The organism is Nocardioides sp. zg-1230 (assembly GCF_013155335.1).
In the GTDB taxonomy this organism is placed as follows: domain Bacteria; phylum Actinomycetota; class Actinomycetes; order Propionibacteriales; family Nocardioidaceae; genus Nocardioides.
In genome coordinates this window covers 86,954-107,924 of sequence record NZ_JABJQZ010000004.1, presented here as the reverse complement: position 1 = coordinate 107,924, position 20,971 = coordinate 86,954, and the positions used below count along the sequence as shown (strand labels likewise).

The 20,971-nt window shown below is 72.8% G+C and carries 18 protein-coding genes and 1 riboswitch; of the genes, 3 read left to right on the top strand and 15 right to left on the bottom strand.

Annotated elements, in window-relative coordinates; translation table 11 throughout:
• Position 1: 1 nt before the first annotated feature.
• From HOO61_RS12435 to HOO61_RS12410, 6 genes are all read right to left on the bottom strand, one after another.
• Positions 2-769 (bottom strand): GNAT family N-acetyltransferase, encoded by a 768-nt coding sequence (locus HOO61_RS12435; protein WP_172259041.1) that lies wholly within the window; start codon positions 767-769, stop codon positions 2-4.
• Complete coding sequence (locus HOO61_RS12430) at positions 766-1,986, bottom strand: kynureninase (RefSeq protein WP_367650142.1); 1,221 nt, start codon at positions 1,984-1,986, stop codon at positions 766-768. The genes HOO61_RS12435 and HOO61_RS12430 overlap by 4 nt, the downstream gene beginning before the upstream one ends.
• Before the next feature lie 48 nt (positions 1,987-2,034).
• The gene (ilvD, locus tag HOO61_RS12425) at positions 2,035-3,726 is read right to left on the bottom strand and encodes a dihydroxy-acid dehydratase (protein ID WP_172259039.1); all 1,692 of its coding nucleotides are present in this window, start codon (positions 3,724-3,726) and stop codon (positions 2,035-2,037) included.
• Positions 3,727-3,804: 78 nt separating this feature from the next.
• Entirely contained in the window at positions 3,805-4,455 is a 651-nt protein-coding gene (locus tag HOO61_RS12420) for a helix-turn-helix transcriptional regulator (protein WP_172259038.1), read from the bottom strand.
• A 314-nt stretch (positions 4,456-4,769) separates the two neighbouring features.
• Positions 4,770-5,228, bottom strand: coding sequence for an SRPBCC family protein (locus HOO61_RS12415; protein WP_172259037.1), 459 nt, complete (start codon positions 5,226-5,228; stop codon positions 4,770-4,772).
• Between the two features lie 30 nt (positions 5,229-5,258).
• Positions 5,259-6,362 (bottom strand): exo-alpha-sialidase, encoded by a 1,104-nt coding sequence (locus HOO61_RS12410; RefSeq protein ID WP_172259036.1) that lies wholly within the window; start codon positions 6,360-6,362, stop codon positions 5,259-5,261.
• A gap of 64 nt (positions 6,363-6,426) precedes the next feature.
• Here HOO61_RS12410 and HOO61_RS12405 point away from each other — a divergent pair, with 64 nt between their 5' ends.
• From HOO61_RS12405 to HOO61_RS12395, 3 genes are read left to right on the top strand one after another with little or no spacing between them, the layout of a single operon-like run.
• The gene (locus tag HOO61_RS12405; protein ID WP_172259035.1) at positions 6,427-7,005 is read left to right on the top strand and encodes a PadR family transcriptional regulator; all 579 of its coding nucleotides are present in this window, start codon (positions 6,427-6,429) and stop codon (positions 7,003-7,005) included.
• 13 nt (positions 7,006-7,018) lie between these two features.
• Positions 7,019-7,930: a DMT family transporter gene (locus tag HOO61_RS12400; protein WP_367650141.1), complete on the top strand. Its 912-nt coding sequence runs from the start codon at positions 7,019-7,021 to the stop codon at positions 7,928-7,930.
• Positions 7,927-9,102 carry a sorbosone dehydrogenase family protein gene (locus tag HOO61_RS12395; RefSeq protein WP_172259034.1) on the top strand — a complete coding sequence of 392 codons (1,176 nt, stop codon included), beginning with the start codon at positions 7,927-7,929 and terminating at the stop codon, positions 9,100-9,102. The genes HOO61_RS12400 and HOO61_RS12395 overlap by 4 nt, the downstream gene beginning before the upstream one ends.
• A gap of 18 nt (positions 9,103-9,120) precedes the next feature.
• Here HOO61_RS12395 and HOO61_RS12390 read toward each other — a convergent pair whose 3' ends face one another.
• From HOO61_RS12390 to gatC, 9 genes are all read right to left on the bottom strand, one after another.
• On the bottom strand, positions 9,121-9,957 hold the full coding sequence (locus HOO61_RS12390) for an ECF transporter S component (RefSeq protein ID WP_172259033.1): 837 nt from the start codon (positions 9,955-9,957) through the stop codon (positions 9,121-9,123).
• Entirely contained in the window at positions 9,954-11,573 is a 1,620-nt protein-coding gene (locus HOO61_RS12385; protein ID WP_172259032.1) for an ABC transporter ATP-binding protein, read from the bottom strand. Before HOO61_RS12385 ends, HOO61_RS12390 begins: the two co-directional genes overlap by 4 nt.
• On the bottom strand, positions 11,570-12,670 hold the full coding sequence (locus tag HOO61_RS12380) for a CbiQ family ECF transporter T component (RefSeq protein ID WP_172259031.1): 1,101 nt from the start codon (positions 12,668-12,670) through the stop codon (positions 11,570-11,572). Before HOO61_RS12380 ends, HOO61_RS12385 begins: the two co-directional genes overlap by 4 nt.
• A gap of 6 nt (positions 12,671-12,676) precedes the next feature.
• On the bottom strand, positions 12,677-13,816 hold the full coding sequence (locus tag HOO61_RS12375; RefSeq protein ID WP_172259030.1) for a hypothetical protein: 1,140 nt from the start codon (positions 13,814-13,816) through the stop codon (positions 12,677-12,679).
• Positions 13,813-15,747: a hypothetical protein gene (locus tag HOO61_RS12370; protein ID WP_172259029.1), complete on the bottom strand. Its 1,935-nt coding sequence runs from the start codon at positions 15,745-15,747 to the stop codon at positions 13,813-13,815. The genes HOO61_RS12375 and HOO61_RS12370 overlap by 4 nt, the downstream gene beginning before the upstream one ends.
• Before the next feature lie 76 nt (positions 15,748-15,823).
• Positions 15,824-15,963, bottom strand: a riboswitch (cobalamin riboswitch).
• A gap of 91 nt (positions 15,964-16,054) precedes the next feature.
• Positions 16,055-17,464, bottom strand: coding sequence for a prenyltransferase/squalene oxidase repeat-containing protein (locus HOO61_RS12365; RefSeq protein ID WP_172259028.1), 1,410 nt, complete (start codon positions 17,462-17,464; stop codon positions 16,055-16,057).
• A gap of 124 nt (positions 17,465-17,588) precedes the next feature.
• Complete coding sequence (gatB, locus tag HOO61_RS12360) at positions 17,589-19,100, bottom strand: Asp-tRNA(Asn)/Glu-tRNA(Gln) amidotransferase subunit GatB (RefSeq protein WP_172259027.1); 1,512 nt, start codon at positions 19,098-19,100, stop codon at positions 17,589-17,591.
• A complete protein-coding gene (gene gatA, locus HOO61_RS12355; protein WP_172259026.1) occupies positions 19,097-20,611 on the bottom strand; it encodes an Asp-tRNA(Asn)/Glu-tRNA(Gln) amidotransferase subunit GatA in 1,515 nt (504 codons plus the stop codon). The genes gatB and gatA overlap by 4 nt, the downstream gene beginning before the upstream one ends.
• A complete protein-coding gene (gene gatC, locus HOO61_RS12350) occupies positions 20,611-20,910 on the bottom strand; it encodes an Asp-tRNA(Asn)/Glu-tRNA(Gln) amidotransferase subunit GatC (RefSeq protein WP_172259025.1) in 300 nt (99 codons plus the stop codon). Before gatC ends, gatA begins: the two co-directional genes overlap by 1 nt.
• Positions 20,911-20,971: the final 61 nt, after the last annotated feature.

The following is a 20,971-nucleotide window of genomic DNA, read 5'->3' as shown; positions in this document are numbered from 1 at the left end:
GTCACTGCTCCTTGTCCGGTGCTGCGGCCTGCGGCGGGCGAGCGGCCAGACGGGCGCGCTGACGACCCGTGTCGTCGAAGTTGCCGTCGTCGAGCCAGTCGTCGAGGGCCTGCCGCACCCGCGGCCACTCGCGGTCGGTGATCGAGAACCAGTCGGTGTCGCGGTTGCGGCCCTTGTAGACGAGCGCGTTGCGGAACCGGCCCTCCCAGACGAAGCCGAGCCGGAGCGCGGCGCGCCGCGAGGCGCCGTTGAGGCTGTCGCACTTCCACTCGTAGCGGCGGAAGCCGAGGTCGTCGAACGCGTGCCGCATGAGCAGCGCCATCGCCTCGGTCGCGGCGCGGCTGCGCTGGAGCTGGCGGCCGTAGGCGATCGCGCCCACCTCGATCGAGCCCATCTCCTCGTCGATGCGCATGAGCGAGCAGAACCCGGCCGCCCGGTCCGTCTCGACGGGGACGACCGCGTAGGTCACCCGGCCGGGGTCGGCGGCCGCCTGCTCGACGATCGTCGCCAGCTGGTCGCGGTCGCGCGGACGGTCCCAGGACAGGTAGGTCCAGACCGGGTCGTCGTCCTGGCGGCACAGCGCGCGGAACAGGTCGTCGACGTGCTGCGGACCGATCGGCTCGAGCCGGACGCCTCTGCCCTCGAGGACCCTGTCCTTCGTCGGTGCCGTCGCACCCGCCCACTCGACCGGACGGCCCAGGGGCTGGCCGTGCTCGTTGGTCGTCCGGGTCCGGGTCGCCGAGAGCCGCACCCCCACCGGCCCGGTCATCGCAGCGCCTCCGCGACGGCCGCCATGCCGCGCTCGACCTCGTCGAACGACGTCGACAACGGCGAGAGCCCCAGCCGCAGGCCGCCCGGGTCGCGGTAGTCCGGGATCACGTCGCGCTCCCACAGCAGCGCGGTGACCTCACGCATCCGGTCGTGGTGGAGCGTCACGTGACCGCCACGCCGCTCGGGGTCGCGCGGGGAGGCGAGCGTGACCTCGGGCAGCGTCGCGTCGGCGAGCTCGACGGCGTACGACGTCAGGGCGACGGACTTGGCCCGGATCGCCTCGATTCCGGCCTCCTCGACCAGCGCCAGCATGTCCTGCATGGCGACCATGCCGAGGATCGGCGGGGTGCCCGAGATGAACCGGCGCATGCCCGGCGCGGGCGTGTAGCCCGGCCCCATCAGGAACGGGTCGGCGTGGCCCATCCACCCCTGGATCGGCTGGGTCAGCCGGTCCTGGAGGCGGGCGTTGACGTAGCCGAAGGCCGGCGACCCGGGGCCGCCGTTGAGGTACTTGTAGGTGCAGCCGACGGCCAGGTCGGCGTCCCACTCGTCCAGGGCGACCGGGACCGCACCGGCGGAGTGGCACAGGTCCCAGAGGACCAGCGCGCCCGCGTCGTGGCAGATCCGGGTGAGCTCGGGCGCGTCGGCCAGCCAGGCGGAGCGGTAGGCGACGTGGTTGAGCACGACGAGCGCGGTGCGCTCGCCGACGGCCTCGCGGAGCTGGTCGGCGGTGACGCCCTCGGACGTGTCGACCTCGATCCAGCGCAGGGTCAGTCCGCGCTCGGCGGCGATGCCCTCTGCGACGTAGCGGTCGGTGGGGAAGTTGTCGGTGTCGATGACGAGCTCGGTGCGGTCCGGGTCGGTCCGCACGGCGTGGTCGACCGCCGCGCGCATCAGCTTGTAGAGCCACACCGTGGTGGAGTCGCCGATCGCGGTCTGGCCGGCGGCCGCACCGAGGCACACGCGCGCCAGGTCGTCGCCGAGGGTCGTCGGCAGGTCCATCCACTGCTCGTCCCAGCCGCGGATCAGCCGTCCGCCCCACTCCTTCTCGACGAACTCGGTCAGCCGGTCCGCCGTCGCGGCGACGGGGCGGCCGAGGGAGTTGCCGTCGAAGTAGACGAGGTCGCTGGCCGCCCCGACGAAGCGGTCGCGGAACCGGGCGAGCGGGTCGGCTGCGTCGAGCTCTGCCGCGCCCTGCTGGATGGAGGAGGTCACCACGGCAACCTATCCCCGACCGGTCCGCGCGGTGGGCCCGGCCGTCGGTCAGTAGCAGACCGCCCCGTGGGCGGCGCTCTGGACGACCTTGCGGTACTTCCCCAGCACGCCGCGGGTGTACTTCGGCGGCAGGGGCTCCCAGCCCTCGGCGCGCGCGGCGAGCTCGGCCTCGTCGACGTGCACGTCGAGGGTCATGTTGGCCACGTCGAGGGTGATCTGGTCGCCGTCGCGGAGGAACGCGATGGGACCGCCGTCGCTGGCCTCGGGGGCGATGTGGCCGACGCACAAACCGGTCGTGCCGCCCGAGAACCGGCCGTCGGTGATCAGCAGGACGTCCTTGCCGAGGCCGGCGCCCTTGATGGCCCCGGTGATGGCGAGCATCTCGCGCATCCCCGGACCGCCCTTCGGGCCCTCGTAGCGGATGACGACGACGTCGCCGGCGGCGATGGCACCCTCGGCCAGGGCGTCGAGCGCCTTGCGCTCGCCGTCGAAGACCCGGGCGGTGCCGGTGAAGGTGGAGTCGTCGAAGCCAGCGCTCTTGACCACCGCGCCCTCGGGCGCCAGCGTGCCCTTGAGGATGGTCAGCCCGCCGGTGGCGTGGATCGGCCGGTCGAGCTGGCGCAGGATCTCGCCGTCGAGCGGCTTGGGGTCGAGGCCGGCGAGGTTCTCCGCCATCGTCTTTCCGGTGCAGGTGAGGACGTCACCGTGGAGGTGGCCGGCGTCGAGCAGGGCCCGCAGCAGCACCGGGATCCCGCCGACGCGGTCGAAGTCGGTCCACACGAAGCGGCCGAACGGCTTCATGTCGGCCAGGTGCGGGACCGTGCGGCCGATGCGGGTGAAGTCGTCCAGGGTCAGGTCGACCTCGGCCTCGCGCGCGATGGCCAGCAGGTGGAGGACGGCGTTGGTCGAGCCGCCGAGCGCCATCGCCATCGCGATCGCGTTCTCGAAGGCCGGCCGCGTCATGATCTGGCGGGCGGTGATCCCCTGTCGCAGCATGTTGACCACGGCTTCCCCGGACTTGTGCGCGAAGCCGTCGCGGCGACGGTCGACCGCCGGCGGGCTCGAGCTGCCCGGCAGGGACATGCCCAGCGCCTCGGCGACGCTGGCCATCGTGTTGGCGGTGTACGCCCCACCGCAGGCGCCCTCGCCGGGACAGATCGCGCGCTCGATCTCGTCGACCTTCTCGCGGCTGATCTTGCCGGCCAGGCAGGCGCCCACGGCCTCGAAGGCGTCGATGATGGTGACGTCCTTGCCGTCGACCTGGCCCGGCATGATCGTCCCGGCGTAGAGGAAGACGCTGGCCAGGTCGAGCCGCGCGGCGGCCATCAGCATCCCGGGGAGCGACTTGTCGCACCCGGCCAACAGGACCGATCCGTCGAGACGCTCGGCCATCATCACGGTCTCGACCGAGTCGGCGATGACCTCACGGCTGACGAGCGAGAAGTGCATGCCCTCGTGGCCCATCGAGATGCCGTCGGAGACCGAGATGGTGCCGAACTCGAGCGGGAACCCTCCTGCGGCGTGCACGCCGTTCTTCACGGCCTTGGCGAGCCGGTCGAGCGAGAGGTTGCAGGGGGTGATCTCGTTCCAGCTCGACGCGACGCCGATCTGGGGCTTCTCCCAGTCGTCGTCGCCCATGCCGACCGCCCGGAGCATGCCCCGGGCCGCAGCCTTCTCGAGCCCGTCGGTGACGTCGCGGCTGCGAGGCTTGATGTCGGGTCCGTCGGCTGCGTGGGTCATGCCTGCAGGTTAGTGGGCACGCCTGGTGTCGCCGCGTCGTGTCTCATGTCGATCCGGCGGCGGTCTCACGCGGCGGTCTCACGCGGCGCGCGGGCGGCAGCGCTCCACCCGACGCTCGTCGAGGTACCGCACCTCGGCGACGAGCTGGTGCACCGCAGGATGGTCGTCCGGGATGCCGTACAGCTCCCGCTCAACCGCCTTCCAGAAGGGCGAGGCCTGGTAGCGGATGGCCGGGTCGCCGACCCTCCTCGACCGGTCACGCCAGGCGAACGCCTCGACCGAGGTCATCGACCGCAACCGGCGCGGCACCCACCACCCCGTCGCCCGCAGGTCGACGTGAGCGGGATACCGGCTGCCGGCGTGGGTCCTGGCCCCGTCGGCACGCATCGGGCCCACCTCCTCGCCCTGCTCGTCGCGGACGGTCGCCCGCAGCCGGGCCATCCGCAGCAGCTGCTCCACCACGCACGATCGCGGGCTCGTGCGCCCGGTCTCCCAACGCGCCACCACCGACTGGGACACCTTCAGGAGCGCCGCAAGACCCCGCTGCGAGACGTCCAGGATCCTCCTGATCCGGCGGATCATGCCGGGCATCCCGCCGTCGAACGGTCCCATGAACCAGTAGTCCCGCTCGGCCTGCGTCCAGTTCGCCATCGAGTCCCAGGACGCGCGATCGATCTCCTCGGCCGCGAGCTGCTCGCCACCTTCGCCCGCCCCATTCACGTCTTCCATCGGGTCCACCCGTCTTCTGCTGCCCCGGCACCCGCTGTCGGGCACCTCGTACCTCCAGCACAGACCCGGACGCCGACATCGAGGCAGCCGTCATCCACAGACGCCTCTGGTGACCTTGGATTCGGCCGCCTGTGGACACTTAGGGGCCCCGACGGTCGCCCCGTTTCGCCGGGGGCACGCACGCCGGCTCCGGAGCCGCGCCCTTGCCGGCGAGTCGCTCACAGACTCACCGGCAAGAGTCTCCGCTGGCGGGGGCGCAGGACGGGTCGAGGACGTGAGTCCCTCAGAGACTCACGGGCAAGAGTCCGGCCCGGTCAGGCGGTGTGCTCGGACTCGCGCTTGAGGGCGGCAAGGCCGCGCTCGAAGTCCTTGCCGATCGACTTGTCGAAGAACAGCTTTCCCATCAGGGACATCATCGCGTTGCGACGACCGGTGATCGTCCACGTGACGTCGGTGGCGTCGCCGTCCGGCGCCAGCGCGAAGCTCATGACGTTGGACGCCTTGAACGGCTTGAGGAACTCGAGGTCCGCGACGAGCGAGGTCGGCGTCGACCCGGTGATCCGCATCTCGCCCTCGCCGGCTTTCTTGTTGCCGGACCAGTGGTAGGTCGATCCGACGCCGTGATCCGGGCCCGAGTACTCGCGGTCGAGGTCGGGGTCCACCCCCTCCCAGGGCGACCACTTCTGCCACTCCCGGAAGTCGTCGACCAGCGCGTGGATGCGGTCCGGCGGCGCCTGGATGGTGGTGCTCCGCGAGAGCGAGAAGTCGGCCATGACGGGAGTCTGGTCCTCAGCCGATCCGGTTCACGAGAGCTTCGCGGCGCGGACCACGAGCACGTCCGGGAGGTCCTTGTGGATCTCCTGCCACGACGCGCCCTCGTCGGGCGAGGCCCAGACCCCGCCGTTGCGGCCGCCGAAGTAGAGCCCCGGTCGGTCGTGGTCGTCGGCACACAGCGCGTCGCGCATGACGGCCGTGTAGTAGCCGTCGGGCAGGATCCCCTCGCCCAGCGGCTCCCAGGACGACCCGGCGTCGGTGGTGCGGTAGACCCGTGCCTTGCCGTCGACGGGCCAGCGGGCCTCGGCCCCCGTGATGGGGAAGTTGTACGCCGTGTCCGCACGGCGGGGGTGGGCCACCATCGCGAAGCCGAACTCGGTCGGCAGGCCCGGGGCGATGTCCTGCCAGGAGGCGCCCCCGTCGTCGGAGCGGTAGACGCCGCCATGGTTCTGGAGGTAGAGCCGATCGGGGTCCACTGCGTCCCGCGCCACCTTGTGCACGCACTGGCCGAACTCGGGGTAGTTGCGCTCACCGGGGAAGAACTCCGCCTTCACCCCGGTGTTCGACGCCCGCCACGAGGACCCGCCGTCCTCGGTGACGTAGACGCCACCCGTGGACAGCGCAGCAAGCACGCGTGAGGGGTCGGAGGGGTGGGGCAGGATCGTGTGGAAGGCCTGACCGCCGAAGCCCTCGTTCCACTCCGGGCGGTGGGGGTGGTCCCACAAGCCCCGGACGAGCGAGAAGGTCTCGCCCCGGTCCTCGGAGCGGAAGACCGCGCCGGGCTCGGTCCCGGCCCAGACCACGCCGTCACCCCCGTCGGCCGACGGGCCCGGCTGCAGCTGCCACACCCGGGCCAGCGTGGCGCCGGTGTCCTCGGGGAAGCGGGCGGCTCCGTTGGGCGTCTCGTCCCACGTGGCACCGAGGTCATCGGAGCGCCAGACCTGTGGCCCGAGCCAGCTCGACGAGGCGCCGGCGAGCAACCGGGGCGCGCTGCCACGAGTATCGACCATGACGGAGTACACCTCCTCCATCGGGAAGTGGGGCCCCGTCCAGTCCCACGAGGTCCGGTCCTCGTCGGACGTCCCGAGCCACATGCCCTTGCGGGTGCCGACCATGAGCAGCGTGCGCGACATCGGGGCCTCCTGGACGTCGAGGGAGCATGACTATTCCGATTAGGAACACTACTCTCGGAGAACGATGAGTCAAGACGTCCCGGTGACGGGTTATGCGATCCTCGGCCTCCTCACGTTCGGCGACGAGCTGACGGGGTACGAGGTCAAGCAGCGCGCCGATGTGACGCTGCGCTTCTACTGGGTCTCCCCCGCGATGAGCCAGATCTACACCGAGCTGCGGCGGCTCACCGGGCTCGGACTGGTGCGGGCCGACGCCCGCGCGGACGGCGGCCGCGAGGTGACGACGTACGCCATCACCGACGCCGGGAAGCAGGCGCTGCGGGAGTGGATGGACCAGACGCCGGCCGGCTTCCCCGTCCTCAAGCACACCGTGCTGCTCCGGCTGCTCATCGGTCACGCCAGCGAGCCCGAGCAGACCCGGCGGATGCTGCTCGACTACCTCGACGAGCTCGACAGCGCCATCGCCGACCTCGGCCAGGTCCGCGAGGCCCTCCGCGGCGCGGACCGACCGGGGGAACCCTTCCGGTTCCCGTCCCTGGTCGCCGACTGGGGCCTCGACTACTTCGCCGCCGAGGGACGCCACGCCCGCCGTGCACTGGACAGCCTCGAGGAGGGCAGCTTCGAGAAGGGCACAGCGGGCTGAATAGGCTGGCCCGGTGATCCAGCGACCGAGCCAGACCCTGCTCGGCCCCGTCGGGCTGGTCCTCGTTGGCATCCTGTCGGTCCAGCTCGGCGCCGCGATCGCGAAGGGGCTGTTCGGCGAGATCTCCCCCACCGCCATGGTGTGGCTGCGGCTGGCGACCAGTGCGCTCGTGCTCGCGGCCGTCGCGCGGCCACGGCTCAGCGGCCGGACCCGGCGCGACTGGCTGGTGGTGCTCGCCTTCGGCGCCAGCCTCGCCACGATGAACTGGGCGATCTACCAGTCCTTCTCCCGGATCCCGCTCGGCATCGCGGTGACGATCGAGTTCATCGGTCCGTTGACCCTCGCCGTCCTCGGTTCCCGGCGCGCCCGCGACCTCGTGTGGGTGCTGCTGGCAGGCGTCGGGGTCGCCTTCCTCGGCTTCCAGCGCACGGGGCTGGACCCGGCCGGTGTCGCGTACGCCCTCCTCGCGGGCGCGGCCTGGGCGGCGTACATCCTGCTCAGCGCCAGCACCGGCCGGCGGTGGTCCGGGTTCGACGGGCTCGCGGTGGCGAGCATCGTGGCGGCGATCGCGATGACGCTGCCGGCGCTGCTCACGGCGGGTACGTCGCTGTGGGACGGCCGCGTGCTGCTGATCGGTGCGCTCGTGGGACTGCTCAGCTCCGTCATCCCCTACAGCTGCGAGCTCGTTGCGCTGCGCAGCCTGCGGCCCGCGGTCTTCGGCATCCTGATGAGCCTCGAGCCGGCCGCCGCCGCGCTCGCCGCGATCGTCGTCCTCCAGGAGCACCTGTCGCCGCTGCAGTGGCTCGCCATCGCCTGCGTCGTCGTCGCGTCCATCGGCGCGACCCGCTCGGGTGCGAACCCGAGCGAGCCGCCCGGGCACCACGACGACGACCATTCGGCGGCGCACGGCACACTGGCGACATGACAGCGGGCCGCGTGAGACCTCGACTGGTCCTCGGTCCGCCCCTCCTCTCGCTCGCCCTCCTCCTCGGCGCCTCGGGCTGCTCGAGCCCCGACGAGGAACCGATCCCGCGGGTCACGCAACCCACCGACCTGCCGAGCCAGCCGACGCCCAGCGACAGCCCCGAGACCGACGCGGAGTCGCCATCCGCCTCCCCCGACCGTGGCGGCCCGCCCCAGGTGGCCGACACCCTCGTCGAGGGTCTCGAGGTGCCGTGGGGCGTGGACTTCCTCCCCGACGGCCGGGCGGTCGTGACCGAGCGCATCTCCGGACGGGTCCTCCGCGTCGGCAGGGACGGTGCGGTGACGCCGCTGGGAACGGTCCCGGGCTCCGTCCCTCAAGGCGAGGCCGGACTCCTCGGCGTCGCCGTCTCCCCCGACTTCGACACCGACCGGACCCTCTACCTCTACCTGACCACCGGCACCGACAACCGGGTGGTCCGGGCCGAGCTCGACGGCAGCCGCCTCGGCCGGACGACGGTCGTCCTCGACGGGATCCCGGCAGGTTTCATCCACGACGGAGGCCGGATCGCCTTCGGCCCCGACGGCCACCTCTACGTGACGACCGGCGAGACCGGCGACCCCGAGCTGGCCCAGGACCCGCAGAGCCTGGCCGGGAAGATCCTCCGGATCACGACCGACGGCCGGCCCGCGCCCGGCAACCCCGACCCCGGGTCCCCGGTCTGGTCGCTCGGCCACCGCAACGTGCAAGGCCTGGCGTGGGACGACGAGGGGCGCCTGTGGGCCTCGGAGTTCGGCGACTCGGAGTGGGACGAGCTGAACCTGGTCGAGAAGGGCGGCAACTACGGCTGGCCCCGCGTCGAGGGCGCCGGCGGGGACGCGTCGTACGTCGATCCGCAGCTGGTCTGGCCGGTCGACCAGGCGTCGCCGAGCGGGCTGGCGTTCGCCGACGGCCACCTGTGGATGGCGGGCCTGCGCGGGCAGCGACTGTGGCGCATCACCGTCTCCGGGAAGGGTCAGGCGTCGAAACCGCGGGCGTTCTTCACCGAGGACTACGGGCGGCTGCGCACCGTCGCCGCCGCGCCGGACGGACTGCTCTGGCTGACGACGTCCAACCGCGACGGGCGCGGCGAGCCGGCTCCGGCCGACGACCGCATCCTCCGCGTCCGCCCCTGACGCCCCGGGCGCGACCGGTCAGGCGGGATGTACGACGGCGCGGCGGGCCGCCCGGCGCAGCGTGGTGAGGATCGCCGGGCCGAGCACCACGATCGCGATCCCGGTGGTGATCGCGCGCCCGGTGTCCCAGCCGCCGGTCGAGGTGAGGAGCGTGTAGACGAGGAAGCGGTGCGCGTTCTCCAGCACCGGCGCCCCGGCGACGTAGGCCAGTGAGCCCTCGTGCCCCGGCACCGCGATGCCGAGCGCGAAGGGCCAGAAGCTCAGGTTCATCAGCAGGCCGTAGAGGTAGGACGCAACCACCGCGTAGACGACAAGCATGGTGATCTCGGCGCGGCCGGTGATGCGACGGGGCAGCAGGCCCGCCCCCATACCGACCCAGGCCGCGCAGACCATCTGGAACGGCAGCCATGGTCCGACACCCGCGGTGAGCAAGGCCGAGGCGAACAGTGACGTGCAGCCGAGGGCGAAGCCGAACCCGGCGCCGAAGACGCGGCCACCGAGCACGAGGAGGAAGAACACCATCTCGATGCCGGCCGTCCCGGCACCGAGCCCGCGCATCACCGCGTTGATGGCGGACAGGACGCCGAGCACGGCCAGCACGCGCGAGTCCATGCCGCCCTCGCCCATCTCGGCCAGCACGACCACCATGACCAGCGGCAGCAGCGCGAGGAAGAGGAACGGGGGCTCGACCCTGTCGCCGGGCCGTGCCTCGAGCAGCAGCGGCCAGCACAGCATCATCAGGCCGGCGAGGGACGCGAGGACCAGCACGGCCGCCGTGCGCGGGCCGATCGGCAGGGCGACCGGCAGCTGCGCGCCGGGCCGGGCGCTCGAGCGGGTGCGTTCGAGGATGCTCATGGGCGCCCGCCTCCCGCGCGGGCGCCCATCGCCGCGGCGACCTCCTCGACGACCAGCCACGGCGGTCCGAGGACCTTGGTGACCTGCGGGGCGAAGGACGGCGACTCGGCCAGCACCCGGCGCGGCGTGCCGCTGGACACGACCTCGCCCTCGGCCATCACGACCACCTCGTCGGCCACGTGGGCGGCGAACTCGACGTCGTGCGTGGCCAGGAGGACGGCGTGGTCGTCGGCGGCGAGGTCGGCGACGATGCGCGCCAGCTCGGCCTTGCCGGCGTAGTCGAGGCCGCGGGTCGGCTCGTCGAGGAGCACCACCGGCGGTCGGGCGGTGAGCACGATCGAGAGCGCCAGGGCGAGTCGCTGCCCCTCGGACAGGTCGCGCGGGTGGATGGTCTCGTCGATGCCCGGGGCGAGCCGGTCGAGGAGGCCGCGGCAGGTCCCGGGCTCGATCTCGGCGCCGGCGTCGGCGGCGGCGCACTCCTCCGCGACGGTCTCGAGGTAGAGCAGGTCGGCGGCGGTCTGCGGCACGAGGCCCACGTGCGTACGCCGCTGGGCGGGCGCGAGGTCGGCCGGGTCGTCGCCCGCGACGTTCACCGTCCCGGAGCGCCGCTTGCCGGAGCCCTGCAGCGCCCAGATCAGGCTGGACTTGCCCGAGCCGTTGCGGCCCATGAGCACGGTGACCCGGCCCGAGGACAGGGTGAGGTCGACCTGACGGACGGCGACGTGCGAGCCGTGCACCACCGTCACCCCACGCGCGGCGAGCAGCGGTTCGGCCGCGAGGTCGGGCGTCGGCTCGGGCGGGGCGATCTCGGGCAACGAACGGGCCCGGCGGCGCGCGTCGCGCACGGTGAGGGGCAGCGGCTCCCAGCCGGCGAGACGGCCCAGCTCGACGAGCGGCGGAGCGACGGGCGAGTCGACGAGGACCGTGTGCGGGTCGTCCACCCGGATGCCGCCGTCACCGGTGACGAGGCAGATGCGGTCCGCGAACGGGACCACCCGCTCGAGCCGGTGCTCGGCGAGGAGCACCGTCAGTCCGAGGTCGTGGACCAGTCGGGTGATCGTGGCGAGCACGTCCTCGGCTGCAGTCGGGTCCAGTGCCGAGGTGGGCTCGTCGAGCACCAGCACGCGGGGGTGGGCGGTCAGCACCGCCCCGATCGCGACCCGCTGCTGCTGCCCGCCGGAGAGGGTGCGTAGGTCGCGCGCCCGCAGGTCGGCGATGCCGAGCAGGTCGAGGGTCTCCTCGACCCGGCGCCGCATCGTCTCCGGGGCGGTCCCGAGCTGCTCCATGCCGTAGGCGAGCTCCTCCTCGACCGTGTCGGCGACGAACCCGGCCAGCGGGTCCTGTCCGACGTAGCCGACGAGGTGGGCGCGCTCGCGCGGCGGCTGGTCCACGATGCTCCGCCCGTCGAGCAGCACGTCGCCGGTGAGCACTCCGCCGGTGAAGCGCGGCACCAGCCCGGTGACGATGCCGAGGAGCGTGGACTTGCCGACACCCGTGCGACCGGAGACGAGCACGAGCTCCCCCTCGTCGAGGGAGAGGTCGACCCCGGCGAGCACCTGGTGCTCGTCGTAGCGGAAGCCGATGTCGCGCAGCGCGATCACGCCGTGCCCGCTCATGCGGCCACCTCCTGGCGGACCGGTGCGCTGGCGGGCACCGGCGTCGCGACGGCAGGCAGTGCGCCGAGCACGCCGAGCGCGAGGGCGAGGGGCGAGAGGTAGGGCATGACGTCGACACCCGGGTAGGCGACGATCGCCTGGGTGCGGCCGACGTACCAGCCGAGCACGGCGACCGCGACGCCGACGCCGACGGTGAAGAGCTCCGCACCGCGCCACGCATCAGGGCGGTAGCGGGTGCGCTGCACCCGGCGGCCGGCGCTGACGAGCCCGACGACGGCCACCGAGACGCCGACGCCGAGCATGGGGAGCGCCAGCACCTGCGGGGCGGTCGGGTCGAGCCAGGCGTAGGTCCCGACGCAGATGCCGGTCAGGGCCAGGAGCAGCAGCGAGCCGGTCACCCACCGCTCCCGGACGGTCGCGCCGCCGGACCGGCCGTAGCCGCGGGTGTCCATCCCGGCGGCGAGCGACAGCGACCGCTCGAGCGCGTCCTCGAGGACGGGCACGAGGAAGCGGCGCAGGCGCCCGACGCCCGAGGTGGCGCCGCCGCGCAGTGCCTGGGCGGCACGGACCCGGCGGGCGCTGTCGGCGAGCTGCGGGAAGATCGTCACCGCGACGACGAGGGCGGTCCCGATCTCGTAGAGCGCCGGCGGCACCGAGGCGAGCAGGCGCTTGGGGTTGGCGAGGGAGTTCGCGGCCCCCACGCACAGGATGACCGCGGCGAGCCGCAGGCCGTCGTACAACCCGGCCAGCAGGGCCTCGCTGGTCACCGGCCCGAGCAGCCGGATGCCGGCCGCCCAGTCGGGCAGCGGGATCTCGGGCAGGTCGAGCAGCACGTGGCCGACCTCCTGGCCGCCGAAGATGATGCGGAAGACCACGCGGATGACCACCGTGAACGCGGCCAGCATGGCGTAGAGCCGGAACGACCGGCCGAAGGGGTGACCGGACCGACGTGCCATCACCACCACCGTCGCCGACCCCATGATGAGGAGCAGCAACAGCGGGTTGGTGGTGAACGACGCCGCGGTGGCCAGCCCGATCGCCCAGGACCACCAGGCGATCGGGTGCAGGTCACGCGGCAGGGCCGCCGGTCCGGTCACGACGCGTCAGACCCCCCGTCTACGACGCGCGACGACCGCGCTGACCGCGATCGCGACCACGAGCAGCCCGAGCACGCCCCAGGTGAGGGCGGCCGGCACCCGGGCGGGGCTGTCCGCCTGCGGGTCGACCGCCTCGGAGGACGCGCTCGACGCTGAGTCCGCAGGAGACTCAGAGGTCGAACCGGAGGGGTCGCCCCCGGCACTGGACGGTGAGTCGCTGGGAGACCCATCGTCGTCCGAGCCCTTCTTGGAGCCCTTTCCGGCGCTGCTCTCCCGGTCGCCGTCGGCCCCGCCCGCGGCGGCTGCGCGCCGTGAGTCTCCAGGAGACTCACCGCCCACTGGCGATTTTGACGGCTCGGCGGACGCCGAGGTGGAGGCGGATGCCGACGGGGACGACGAGGACGAGGGAGTCGACGGGCTGGACGATGGGCTGGAGGTCTGGCTGGACCCTGAGCCACCCGAGCCGCTCCCGCCGGAGGGGGACGACGGGCTGCTGGGCTCGGAGCCGCTGCCCGACCCGCTGCCCGACCCGCCGGACCCGCTGCCCGACCCGCCGGACCCGGTGCCGCCCGAGCTGGGCGAGGCGGTCGGCGAGGTGGTCTGCGACGGGGATGAGGTCGCCGTCGGGGTGGGCGTCGGCGTCGGCGTGGCCGTCGTCTTCGTCACCGGCGGGGCGACGCTGGGCGGGACGCTCGTCGAGGTCGTGCGGTCCTGCTGCCACGACCACCCGACCGAACCGCCCGCCGGCACGGTGAGCGAGCCGACGCCGTAGGACGCGTAGGTCCACGACGCCTTCGACCCGTCGGCCCACCACAGCCCCCAGTAGGCGTTCGCGGGCGAGGTGTTGACGCACGGGTCGCTGGTCGGGACGCCGTTGACGCGGCACACGAACCCGGCCTGCCGGGTCGCGTAGGTGATGTCGACGCCGACCGAGGCGAAGATCGCCGCGGCGCTCTGGCCACCTCCGTCGGCGGCGCAGGCCGTGACCATGCTGCCGCCGAGCTCGCGGTAGTCGACGACGACGCTGACGCCGCCCGAGGACGCACACGTGGCGGCGCCGGCCGCCGGGGCCGACCCGAGGACGAACCCCGGGGCGGCCACCAGCAGCAGCGCGACGAGCACACGGCGCGCGGCGTAGGCCGTCATCGCAGGGTCACCCGCGTCGAGCCGGAGCGCAGGTCCGGGAACTGGCCGACGGCGCGCACCCGCACCTTCGCCCGGCCGTCCGGCAGCGCGACGCGCGTGAGGAAGCGGCCCTTGCTGTTCGCGCGGCCCTTGGCGAGCACGCGGCCGGCGACGACGAGTCGCACCTTCTCGCCCGCGACGAGACGCCGGACCAGCACACGCGTGCGGGGACCGTCGCTGGCGAGCGCGGAGACCTTCAGCCTGCGCTTGCCCAGCACCCGGGTGCCGTCGGCGACCTGGCCGTCAGAGCCAAGCAGCACGTAGGCCGCGGTCGTCGTCGCCTTCGGCAGGGTGACCGTGCGGGTCAGCGCACCGTCGGAACCCGCCACGATCGTGGTGTCGGCGAGGCCGGGGCCGCGCAGCACGAACCGTGCACCGGGGGCAGCGCCGATGACCTCGAGGGCGACCTTGCTACCGGCCTTGCGGAAGCCGGCCGGGCCGACGAGGCGCACGCCCACGACCGAGCCGCGCGCGGCGTCGGGCTGGGCAGCCTGTGCGGGCTGTGCGGGCTGTGCGGGCTGGGCCGCGGAGCGGACGGCGACGGTGTGGGTGGTCGCGCCGTCGTGGCCGGTCAGGGTGTACGTCGCGGGCCCGGCTGCAGCGGGAAGCGTGACCGGGGCCTCGAGGACGCGGTCGGCGCCGACGACGACCGTGCGGCTGCCGTCGATGCCGGGACCGGTGAGGCAGAAGCGGTCGCCCACGGTGCCGCCGGTCGCGGACAGGGTCGCGGTGCTTCCGGGCTCGCTGCCGGTGGAGGTCACCGCGAGCGCCGTCGCCGAGCCGCGGGCGTGGGTGAGGCCGGCGACCGCCTGCACGGTCGCGCGCCACCACTGGTCGCGGGCCGCGCCGATGCCGTTGGCGGAGGCACTGTCCATCGCCCCCCGGTCGTAGGCGAGGGCGCCCTCCTCGCCGGCGAGCGGCGAGGTCGAGGGCTGGGGCCCGACCTGGAGGGAGGAGACCCACTCGGCGGCGCGGCCGGCCTGCTCGCAGGTCCCGGCGGCGGCGAGCGCGCTGGCCGCGAGCCCGGTGCTGTTGGTGTTGGGGTCCGGGGTGAAGGGGCTGCCGACGAAGGAGCCGTCGGCCTTCTGGGTCGCGCCGAGCCAGGCGACCGCCCGGGCGAGCGCGGCGTCCACGGCAGCGGAGCGCGGCGTGGTCGCAGCGAGCTGGTTGACGACGTACGCCGTCGTGTCGGTGTCGGTCGGGTCGGTCCCCTCGACGCACGACTGGCCCGCCGCGGACGCGTCGGCGGTGAAGAAGGTGCGGAAGTATCCGGAGGAGCACTGCTGCTCGAGCAGGAAGCCGGTCGCCGCGGCGGCCTTGTCGGACCCGGCCACCGACAGCCCGCGCACGGCGAGCGCCTGGCTGAAGGTGTTGGCGTAGTCGTCCCACCCGGGGGCAGGCGAGTAGTTGACGACGCGTCCGGCGCTGGGGCCCGAGGCCGTCACGGTCTTCTCCACCTCGGCGACGAGGTCGTACCCGCCGTAGGTCCGCGGATCGGCGCCGGAGACCTGCGCGAAGACGAGCGACTTGGCGAGCTCGCCCGCGAGGCGGAAGCTCGGGTCGCCGTACTGACCACCGGTGACGTACTCCTCGACGCGGCTCGAGAGCGACGAGCGGATCTGGCGGACCATGGCCTGGTCGCCGCCGACCTCGTCCATGCTCAGGCCGATGTCCATCGTCATGCCGAGGTCGTCGAAGTCGTAGGTGTCGTTGTGGATGACGCCGTTGGTGAGCTGGGTGGCGAGCCACCCGGTGCCAGCGCGCGCGGCGCTCGTGGCCGGCGCGTCCGTGGCAGCGCTTGCCGCGGGGGCGAGCAGGGGCTGGCCGAGCGCGGTGGCGGCGACGGTGAGAGCGAGGCCCGACAGGGCGGTCCTCGACGCGGAGAGCTTCATGGTTCCTTCCCTCGCTGCAACAACGAGGGAAGCGGCATGCACCGGTCCGCCCCCGCTGCATTCCTCGACAGCGATGGTGATCAAGACGCGTCGAGGCAGGTGTTCCGGCTCGCACGGGATCGCTCCCGTGCCCACGGTTGCGGGTCAGCGCCGGTTTCGGACCGGCTTTCCCCAGCTCGGGCGTGTGTGGTGCCGACCCGGTCGGGTGCGGCGTGCGCAGCCTAACCCCGTCCGGAGTCCGAACGCACGTCGGCCCGGCGTCGCGAGACGCCGGGCCGACCGTGGTGTGACGGGTGGAGCTGGTGGATCAGTTGCGGACCCGGATCCACGTACGCGCCTCGTCGTCCGAGGTCTTCACGAGACCCACACGACGCTGGTTGCCGGTCGGCAGGCGGAGCTTGCGCACGATCTTGGTGCCCTTCGTCTTGCCCTTGACGCGAAGGAAGTCACCCTTGACCTGCATGCAGGCGCTCTCGCCGGGCGCCAGCCCGTAGACGCGGAACTGGACGCGCTCGCCGGCACGGGCCTGCTTGCGCACGGACTCGATGCGGAACCTGTCCTTGCTCGCCGGGGCGAACTGCAGGCCGAGGATCGCCTGGGCGGTGGCACGGCGCCACTCGTCGCGACCCTCGGCAGGGATGCCGGTGGCCTTGCTTGCCTTGGACCGGTCCTTGCGGAAGGCGACGGCACCGGTGTCCTTGGTCAGCGCCGTACGGCACTTGTACTTGTCGACGGGCTGGTTCTTGCGGACCCAGAGCGCCGCCTTCTGCGCTGCGTCGGACTGGCGCATCAGGCCGAGGGCGTAGCCACCGAGGGCGGTGGTGTTGGTGTTGATCTGCGCGTCGGCGCCAGAGCTGCGGATGGCACCGCTGTTGCGCTGCCGGTCGACCAGCCAGGCGCTGGCCTTGTCGAGGGCGGCCTTGACCGCCGGAGAGTTGTCGTGCGACTCGATCAGGTTGATCATCGCGAGCGCGGTGGCGTCCGGGTCGAGCTCGCTGCCGGGCGCGCCCTCGGTGCACGACTGGTTGGGGACGTTGGCCTTCTCGAAGTTGAGTCGGAAGTAGCCCGACGCGCACTGCTGCTTCAGCAGGAAGTCGCGTGCCGCGCCCGCCTCGGTCGACCGGGCGAGTGACAGCTCACGCACGGCGTAGGACTGCCCCACGACGTTGGCGTAGTTGCCGAACTCCGACTTGTCGAAGATCCGGCCGGCGATGGCCGCGGCCTGCGGCTCGGCGGCCGGGTCCGCCGGCACGTCGGCCGTGCGCTGCTCGAGGCGCGCCAGCAGGTTCTTGCCGCCGTAGTCGATCGGGTTCTCGCCCGCGGCGCGGATGAACGCGGCGGCCTTGCCGAGCGCCCCGGCGTACGACTCCTTGGTGCCGTCGCCGACGTACTCGTCGACGCGCGGCTTGAACGCGGCGTTGATCGCCGCGACGCCGGCCTCGTGACCCGGGACGCTGTGCAGCGCGAGGCCGGTGTCGAGAGTCAGCCCGTAGTCGGGTCCGTTCGAGCCGACCATCAGCCCGTTGGCAAGCTCGTCGGTGATCCAGTCGGCCGCGACGTTGGATGGCGTGCTGTCGGTCTTCACGCCTGCCTTGGCAGCCCGGAGGGCGGACGAGACGTCCGCCGTGGCCGGCGGAGCGGCGAGCACTCCGGCGCCCAGGGCGACGGTCGACAGGACGACCGCTGCTGATCGGATGGGTCGAATGCGATGGTGCATGACTTCCTTTCCACTCGCCGAGGCCGTCCGGACCGCATGATGCGGCCGACCACGTCCCCCGATGCTGCGAGCGTCTTGGTTGGCGATGTGACCAGTGGGACTCGCCAGCACACTAACAAGTTGTCTAGACCGCGAGTTTTTCGAGGATCAGCTCCCGGACCCTGCCGGCGTCGGCCTGGCCGCGCATCTCCTTCATCACGGCGCCGATGAGGGCTCCCGCAGCGGCGACCTTGCCGTCGCGGATCTTGTCGGCCACGTCGGGGTTCGCGGCGATGGCGTTGTCGACGGCCGCACCCAGCGCACCGTCGTCGGAGACGACCGCGAGGCCGCGCTTCTCCACGACCTCGTCGGGCGTGCCCTCACCGGCGAGGACGCCCTCGAGGACCTGACGGGCCAGCTTGTCGTTGACGACCTTCTCGTCGACCAGCGCCTGGACGCGGGCGACGTCGGCCGGCGTGATCGGCAGGTCGACGAGGTCCACGCCGTCCTCGTTGCTGCGCCGGGCGAGCTCGCCGAGCCACCACTTCCGGGCGGCCTGCGGGGCGGCGCCCGCGGCGATCGTCTCCACCACCAGGCCGAGGGCTCCCGCGCCGATGGTGTCGCGCATCTCGAGGTCGCTGAAGCCCCACTCTGCCTGCAGCCGCGCACGACGTACGGTCGGGTTCTCCGGCAGCGTGCCGCGCAGCTCCTCGACCCACTCGCGGCTCGGCGCGACCGGCACCAGGTCCGGCTCGGGGAAGTAGCGGTAGTCCTCCGCGTCGGACTTCACGCGGCCGCTCGTGGTGATCCCGGTGTCCTCGTGCCAGTGGCGCGTCTCCTGCAGGATCGAGCCACCCCCACTCAGGATCGCGGCATGGCGCTGCATCTCGAAGCGCACGGCCCGCTCGACGGAGCGGAACGAGTTGACGTTCTTGGTCTCGGTGCGGGTGCCGAGGGTGCCGCTGCCCTTGGGCGAGAGCGACAGGTTGACGTCGGCACGCAGGTTGCCCTGGTCCATCCGGGCCTCGGAGACGCCGAGGGCGACGATCAGCTCGCGCAGCTGCGCGACGTAGGCCTTCGCGACCTCGGGCGCCTTCTCGCCGGCGCCGAGGATGGGTCGGGTGACGATCTCGATGAGCGGGATGCCGGCCCGGTTGTAGTCGACCAGCGAGTGGTCGGCGCCGTGGATGCGGCCGGTGGAGCCGCCGACGTGCAGCGACTTGCCGGTGTCCTCCTCCATGTGGGCGCGCTCGATCTCGACCCGGTAGATCTCACCATCAACGTCGACGTCCATGTATCCGTCGAAGCAGATCGGCTCGTCGTACTGCGACGTCTGGAAGTTCTTCGGCATGTCCGGGTAGAAGTAGTTCTTCCGGGCGAACCGGCACCACTCGGCGATCTCGCAGTTGAGCGCGAGGCCGATGCGGATGGCCGACTCGACGGCCTTGCCGTTGACCACCGGCATCGCGCCGGGCAGGCCGAGGCAGGTCGGGCACACGCCCGCGTTGGGCTCGCCGCCGAACACGGCCGGGCAGCCGCAGAACATCTTCGAGGCGGTGTTGAGCTCGACGTGGACCTCGAGCCCGAGGGCCGGGTCGTAGGCCGCGAGGACGTCGTCGAAGGGCATCAGGGCTGTGTCGTTCGTCTGGGCGGTCATCGCTCGGTCTCCAGTTCGGGTGCCTTGTCGAGCAGCGGGCCGCCCCACTGGTCGGCGTACAGGGCCTCGAGGGCGGCACCCACGCGGTAGACGCGGTCGTCGGCCAGGGCGGGGGCCAGCACCTGGAAGCCGCTGGGGAGGCCGTCCTCGTCGGCGAGGCCGTTGGGGACCGAGATCCCGGGCACGCCGGCGAGGTTGGCAGGGATGGTGGCGAGGTCGTTGAGGTACATCGCCATCGGGTCGTCGAGCTTCTCCCCCAGCTTGAAGGCCGTGGTGGGGGCGGTCGGCGAGACCAGCACGTCGACGTCGGCGAAGGCGGCGTCGAAGTCGCGGCTGATGAGCGTGCGGATCTTCTGGGCCTGGCCGTAGTAGGCGTCGTAGTAGCCGCTGGACAGGGCGTAGGTGCCGAGGATGATGCGGCGCTTGACCTCGTCGCCGAAGCCGGCGTCGCGGGTGGCCCGCATCACCTCCTCGGCGCTCGGGTCGCCCTCGGGGGTCACCCGGAGGCCGTAGCGCATCGCGTCGAACTTCGCGAGGTTGCTCGACGCCTCGGCCGGGAGGATGAGGTAGTAGGTGGCGAGGGCGTGCACGAAGGACGGGCACGACACCTCGACGACCTCGGCGCCTGCCTTGACCAGCAGGTCGACAGACTCCTGGAAGCGCGTCATGACGCCGGGCTGCCATCCCTCGCCGGCGAGCTCGGTGATGACGCCCACCTTGACGCCGGTCATGTCGCCGGCCGAGCCGGCGCGCGCCGCCTCGGTGAAGGACGGCCAGTCCTGCTGGATGGACGTGGAGTCGCGCGGGTCGTGCCCGCCGATCACGTCGTGCAGCATCGCCGCGTCGAGCACCGTCCGGGTGACCGGACCCGCCTGGTCGAGACTGTTGGCGAGCGCCACCAGGCCGTAGCGCGAGACGCCGCCGTAGGTCGGCTTCACACCGACGGTGCCGGTCACGGCGCCGGGCTGGCGGATCGAGCCGCCGGTGTCGGTGCCGATGGCGAGGGGCGCCTCGAAGGCCGCGACGGCGGCGGCCGAGCCACCTCCGGACCCCCCGGGGATCCGGTCGAGGTCCCACGGGTTGCGGGTGGGGCCGTAGGCGGAGTGCTCGGTGGAGGAGCCCATCGCGAACTCGTCCATGTTGGTCTTGCCGAGGATCGGCAGGCCGGCCTCGCGCAGCCGCGACACGACGGTCGCGTCGTAGGGCGGGACCCACCCCTCGAGGATCTTCGAGCCGCAGGTGGTCGGCAGGCCACGGGTGGCGAGCACGTCCTTGACCGCGACCGGTACGCCGTCGAGCGGGCCGCGTGCCTCGCCGCGGGCCCGGCGGGCGTCGGACTCGGCGGCCTCGGCGAGGGCGCCGTCACGGTCGACGTGCAGGAAGGCGTGGACCGCCCCGTCGACGGCGTCGATGCGGTCGAGGTGTGCCTCGGTGAGCGCGACGGAGGTGAGATCGCCCTCGGCGAGGCCCTCGGCGAGCGCGGCAGCGGTGCTGCGGGTGACGTCGCTCATCAGGCCTCCTCGCCCAGGATCCGCGGGACGGAGAAGCGCTGGTCCTCGACGGCGGGGGCGCCGGCCAGCGCCTCCTCGGCCGTCAGGCCCGGCACGACGACGTCCTCGCGGAAGACGTTGGTCAACGGCAGGGCGTGGGAGGTCGGCGGCACGTCGTCGCCTGCGACCCCGTTGATGGAGGCCACCGACTCCAGGATGACGCTCAGCTGGGGCGCCAGGTGGTCGAGCTCGGCGTCGGAGAGGTCGATGCGGGCGAGCATGGCCAGGTGGGCCACCTCGTCCCTGGAGATCTCGGGCATGGGGTTGATCCTAGGTCCCCGCCCCGGCCGCGCCCGCCCCCGGTCGGGACCGTGGTCCGCA

Bases quoted from the DNA above. Each gene is read 5' to 3' on its own strand.
- HOO61_RS12435 (WP_172259041.1), bottom strand. From the start codon at position 769: ATGACCGGGCCGGTGGGGGTGCGGCTCTCGGCGACCCGGACCCGGACG.
- ilvD (WP_172259039.1), bottom strand. From the start codon at position 3,726: ATGACCCACGCAGCCGACGGACCCGACATCAAGCCTCGCAGCCGCGAC.
- HOO61_RS12420 (WP_172259038.1), bottom strand. From the start codon at position 4,455: ATGGAAGACGTGAATGGGGCGGGCGAAGGTGGCGAGCAGCTCGCGGCC.
- HOO61_RS12415 (WP_172259037.1), bottom strand. From the start codon at position 5,228: ATGGCCGACTTCTCGCTCTCGCGGAGCACCACCATCCAGGCGCCGCCG.
- HOO61_RS12410 (WP_172259036.1), bottom strand. From the start codon at position 6,362: ATGTCGCGCACGCTGCTCATGGTCGGCACCCGCAAGGGCATGTGGCTC.
- HOO61_RS12405 (WP_172259035.1), top strand. From the start codon at position 6,427: ATGAGTCAAGACGTCCCGGTGACGGGTTATGCGATCCTCGGCCTCCTC.
- HOO61_RS12395 (WP_172259034.1), top strand. From the start codon at position 7,927: ATGACAGCGGGCCGCGTGAGACCTCGACTGGTCCTCGGTCCGCCCCTC.
- HOO61_RS12390 (WP_172259033.1), bottom strand. From the start codon at position 9,957: ATGAGCATCCTCGAACGCACCCGCTCGAGCGCCCGGCCCGGCGCGCAG.
- HOO61_RS12385 (WP_172259032.1), bottom strand. From the start codon at position 11,573: ATGAGCGGGCACGGCGTGATCGCGCTGCGCGACATCGGCTTCCGCTAC.
- HOO61_RS12375 (WP_172259030.1), bottom strand. From the start codon at position 13,816: ATGACGGCCTACGCCGCGCGCCGTGTGCTCGTCGCGCTGCTGCTGGTG.
- HOO61_RS12370 (WP_172259029.1), bottom strand. From the start codon at position 15,747: ATGAAGCTCTCCGCGTCGAGGACCGCCCTGTCGGGCCTCGCTCTCACC.
- HOO61_RS12365 (WP_172259028.1), bottom strand. From the start codon at position 17,464: ATGCACCATCGCATTCGACCCATCCGATCAGCAGCGGTCGTCCTGTCG.
- gatB (WP_172259027.1), bottom strand. From the start codon at position 19,100: ATGACCGCCCAGACGAACGACACAGCCCTGATGCCCTTCGACGACGTC.
- gatA (WP_172259026.1), bottom strand. From the start codon at position 20,611: ATGAGCGACGTCACCCGCAGCACCGCTGCCGCGCTCGCCGAGGGCCTC.
- gatC (WP_172259025.1), bottom strand. From the start codon at position 20,910: ATGCCCGAGATCTCCAGGGACGAGGTGGCCCACCTGGCCATGCTCGCC.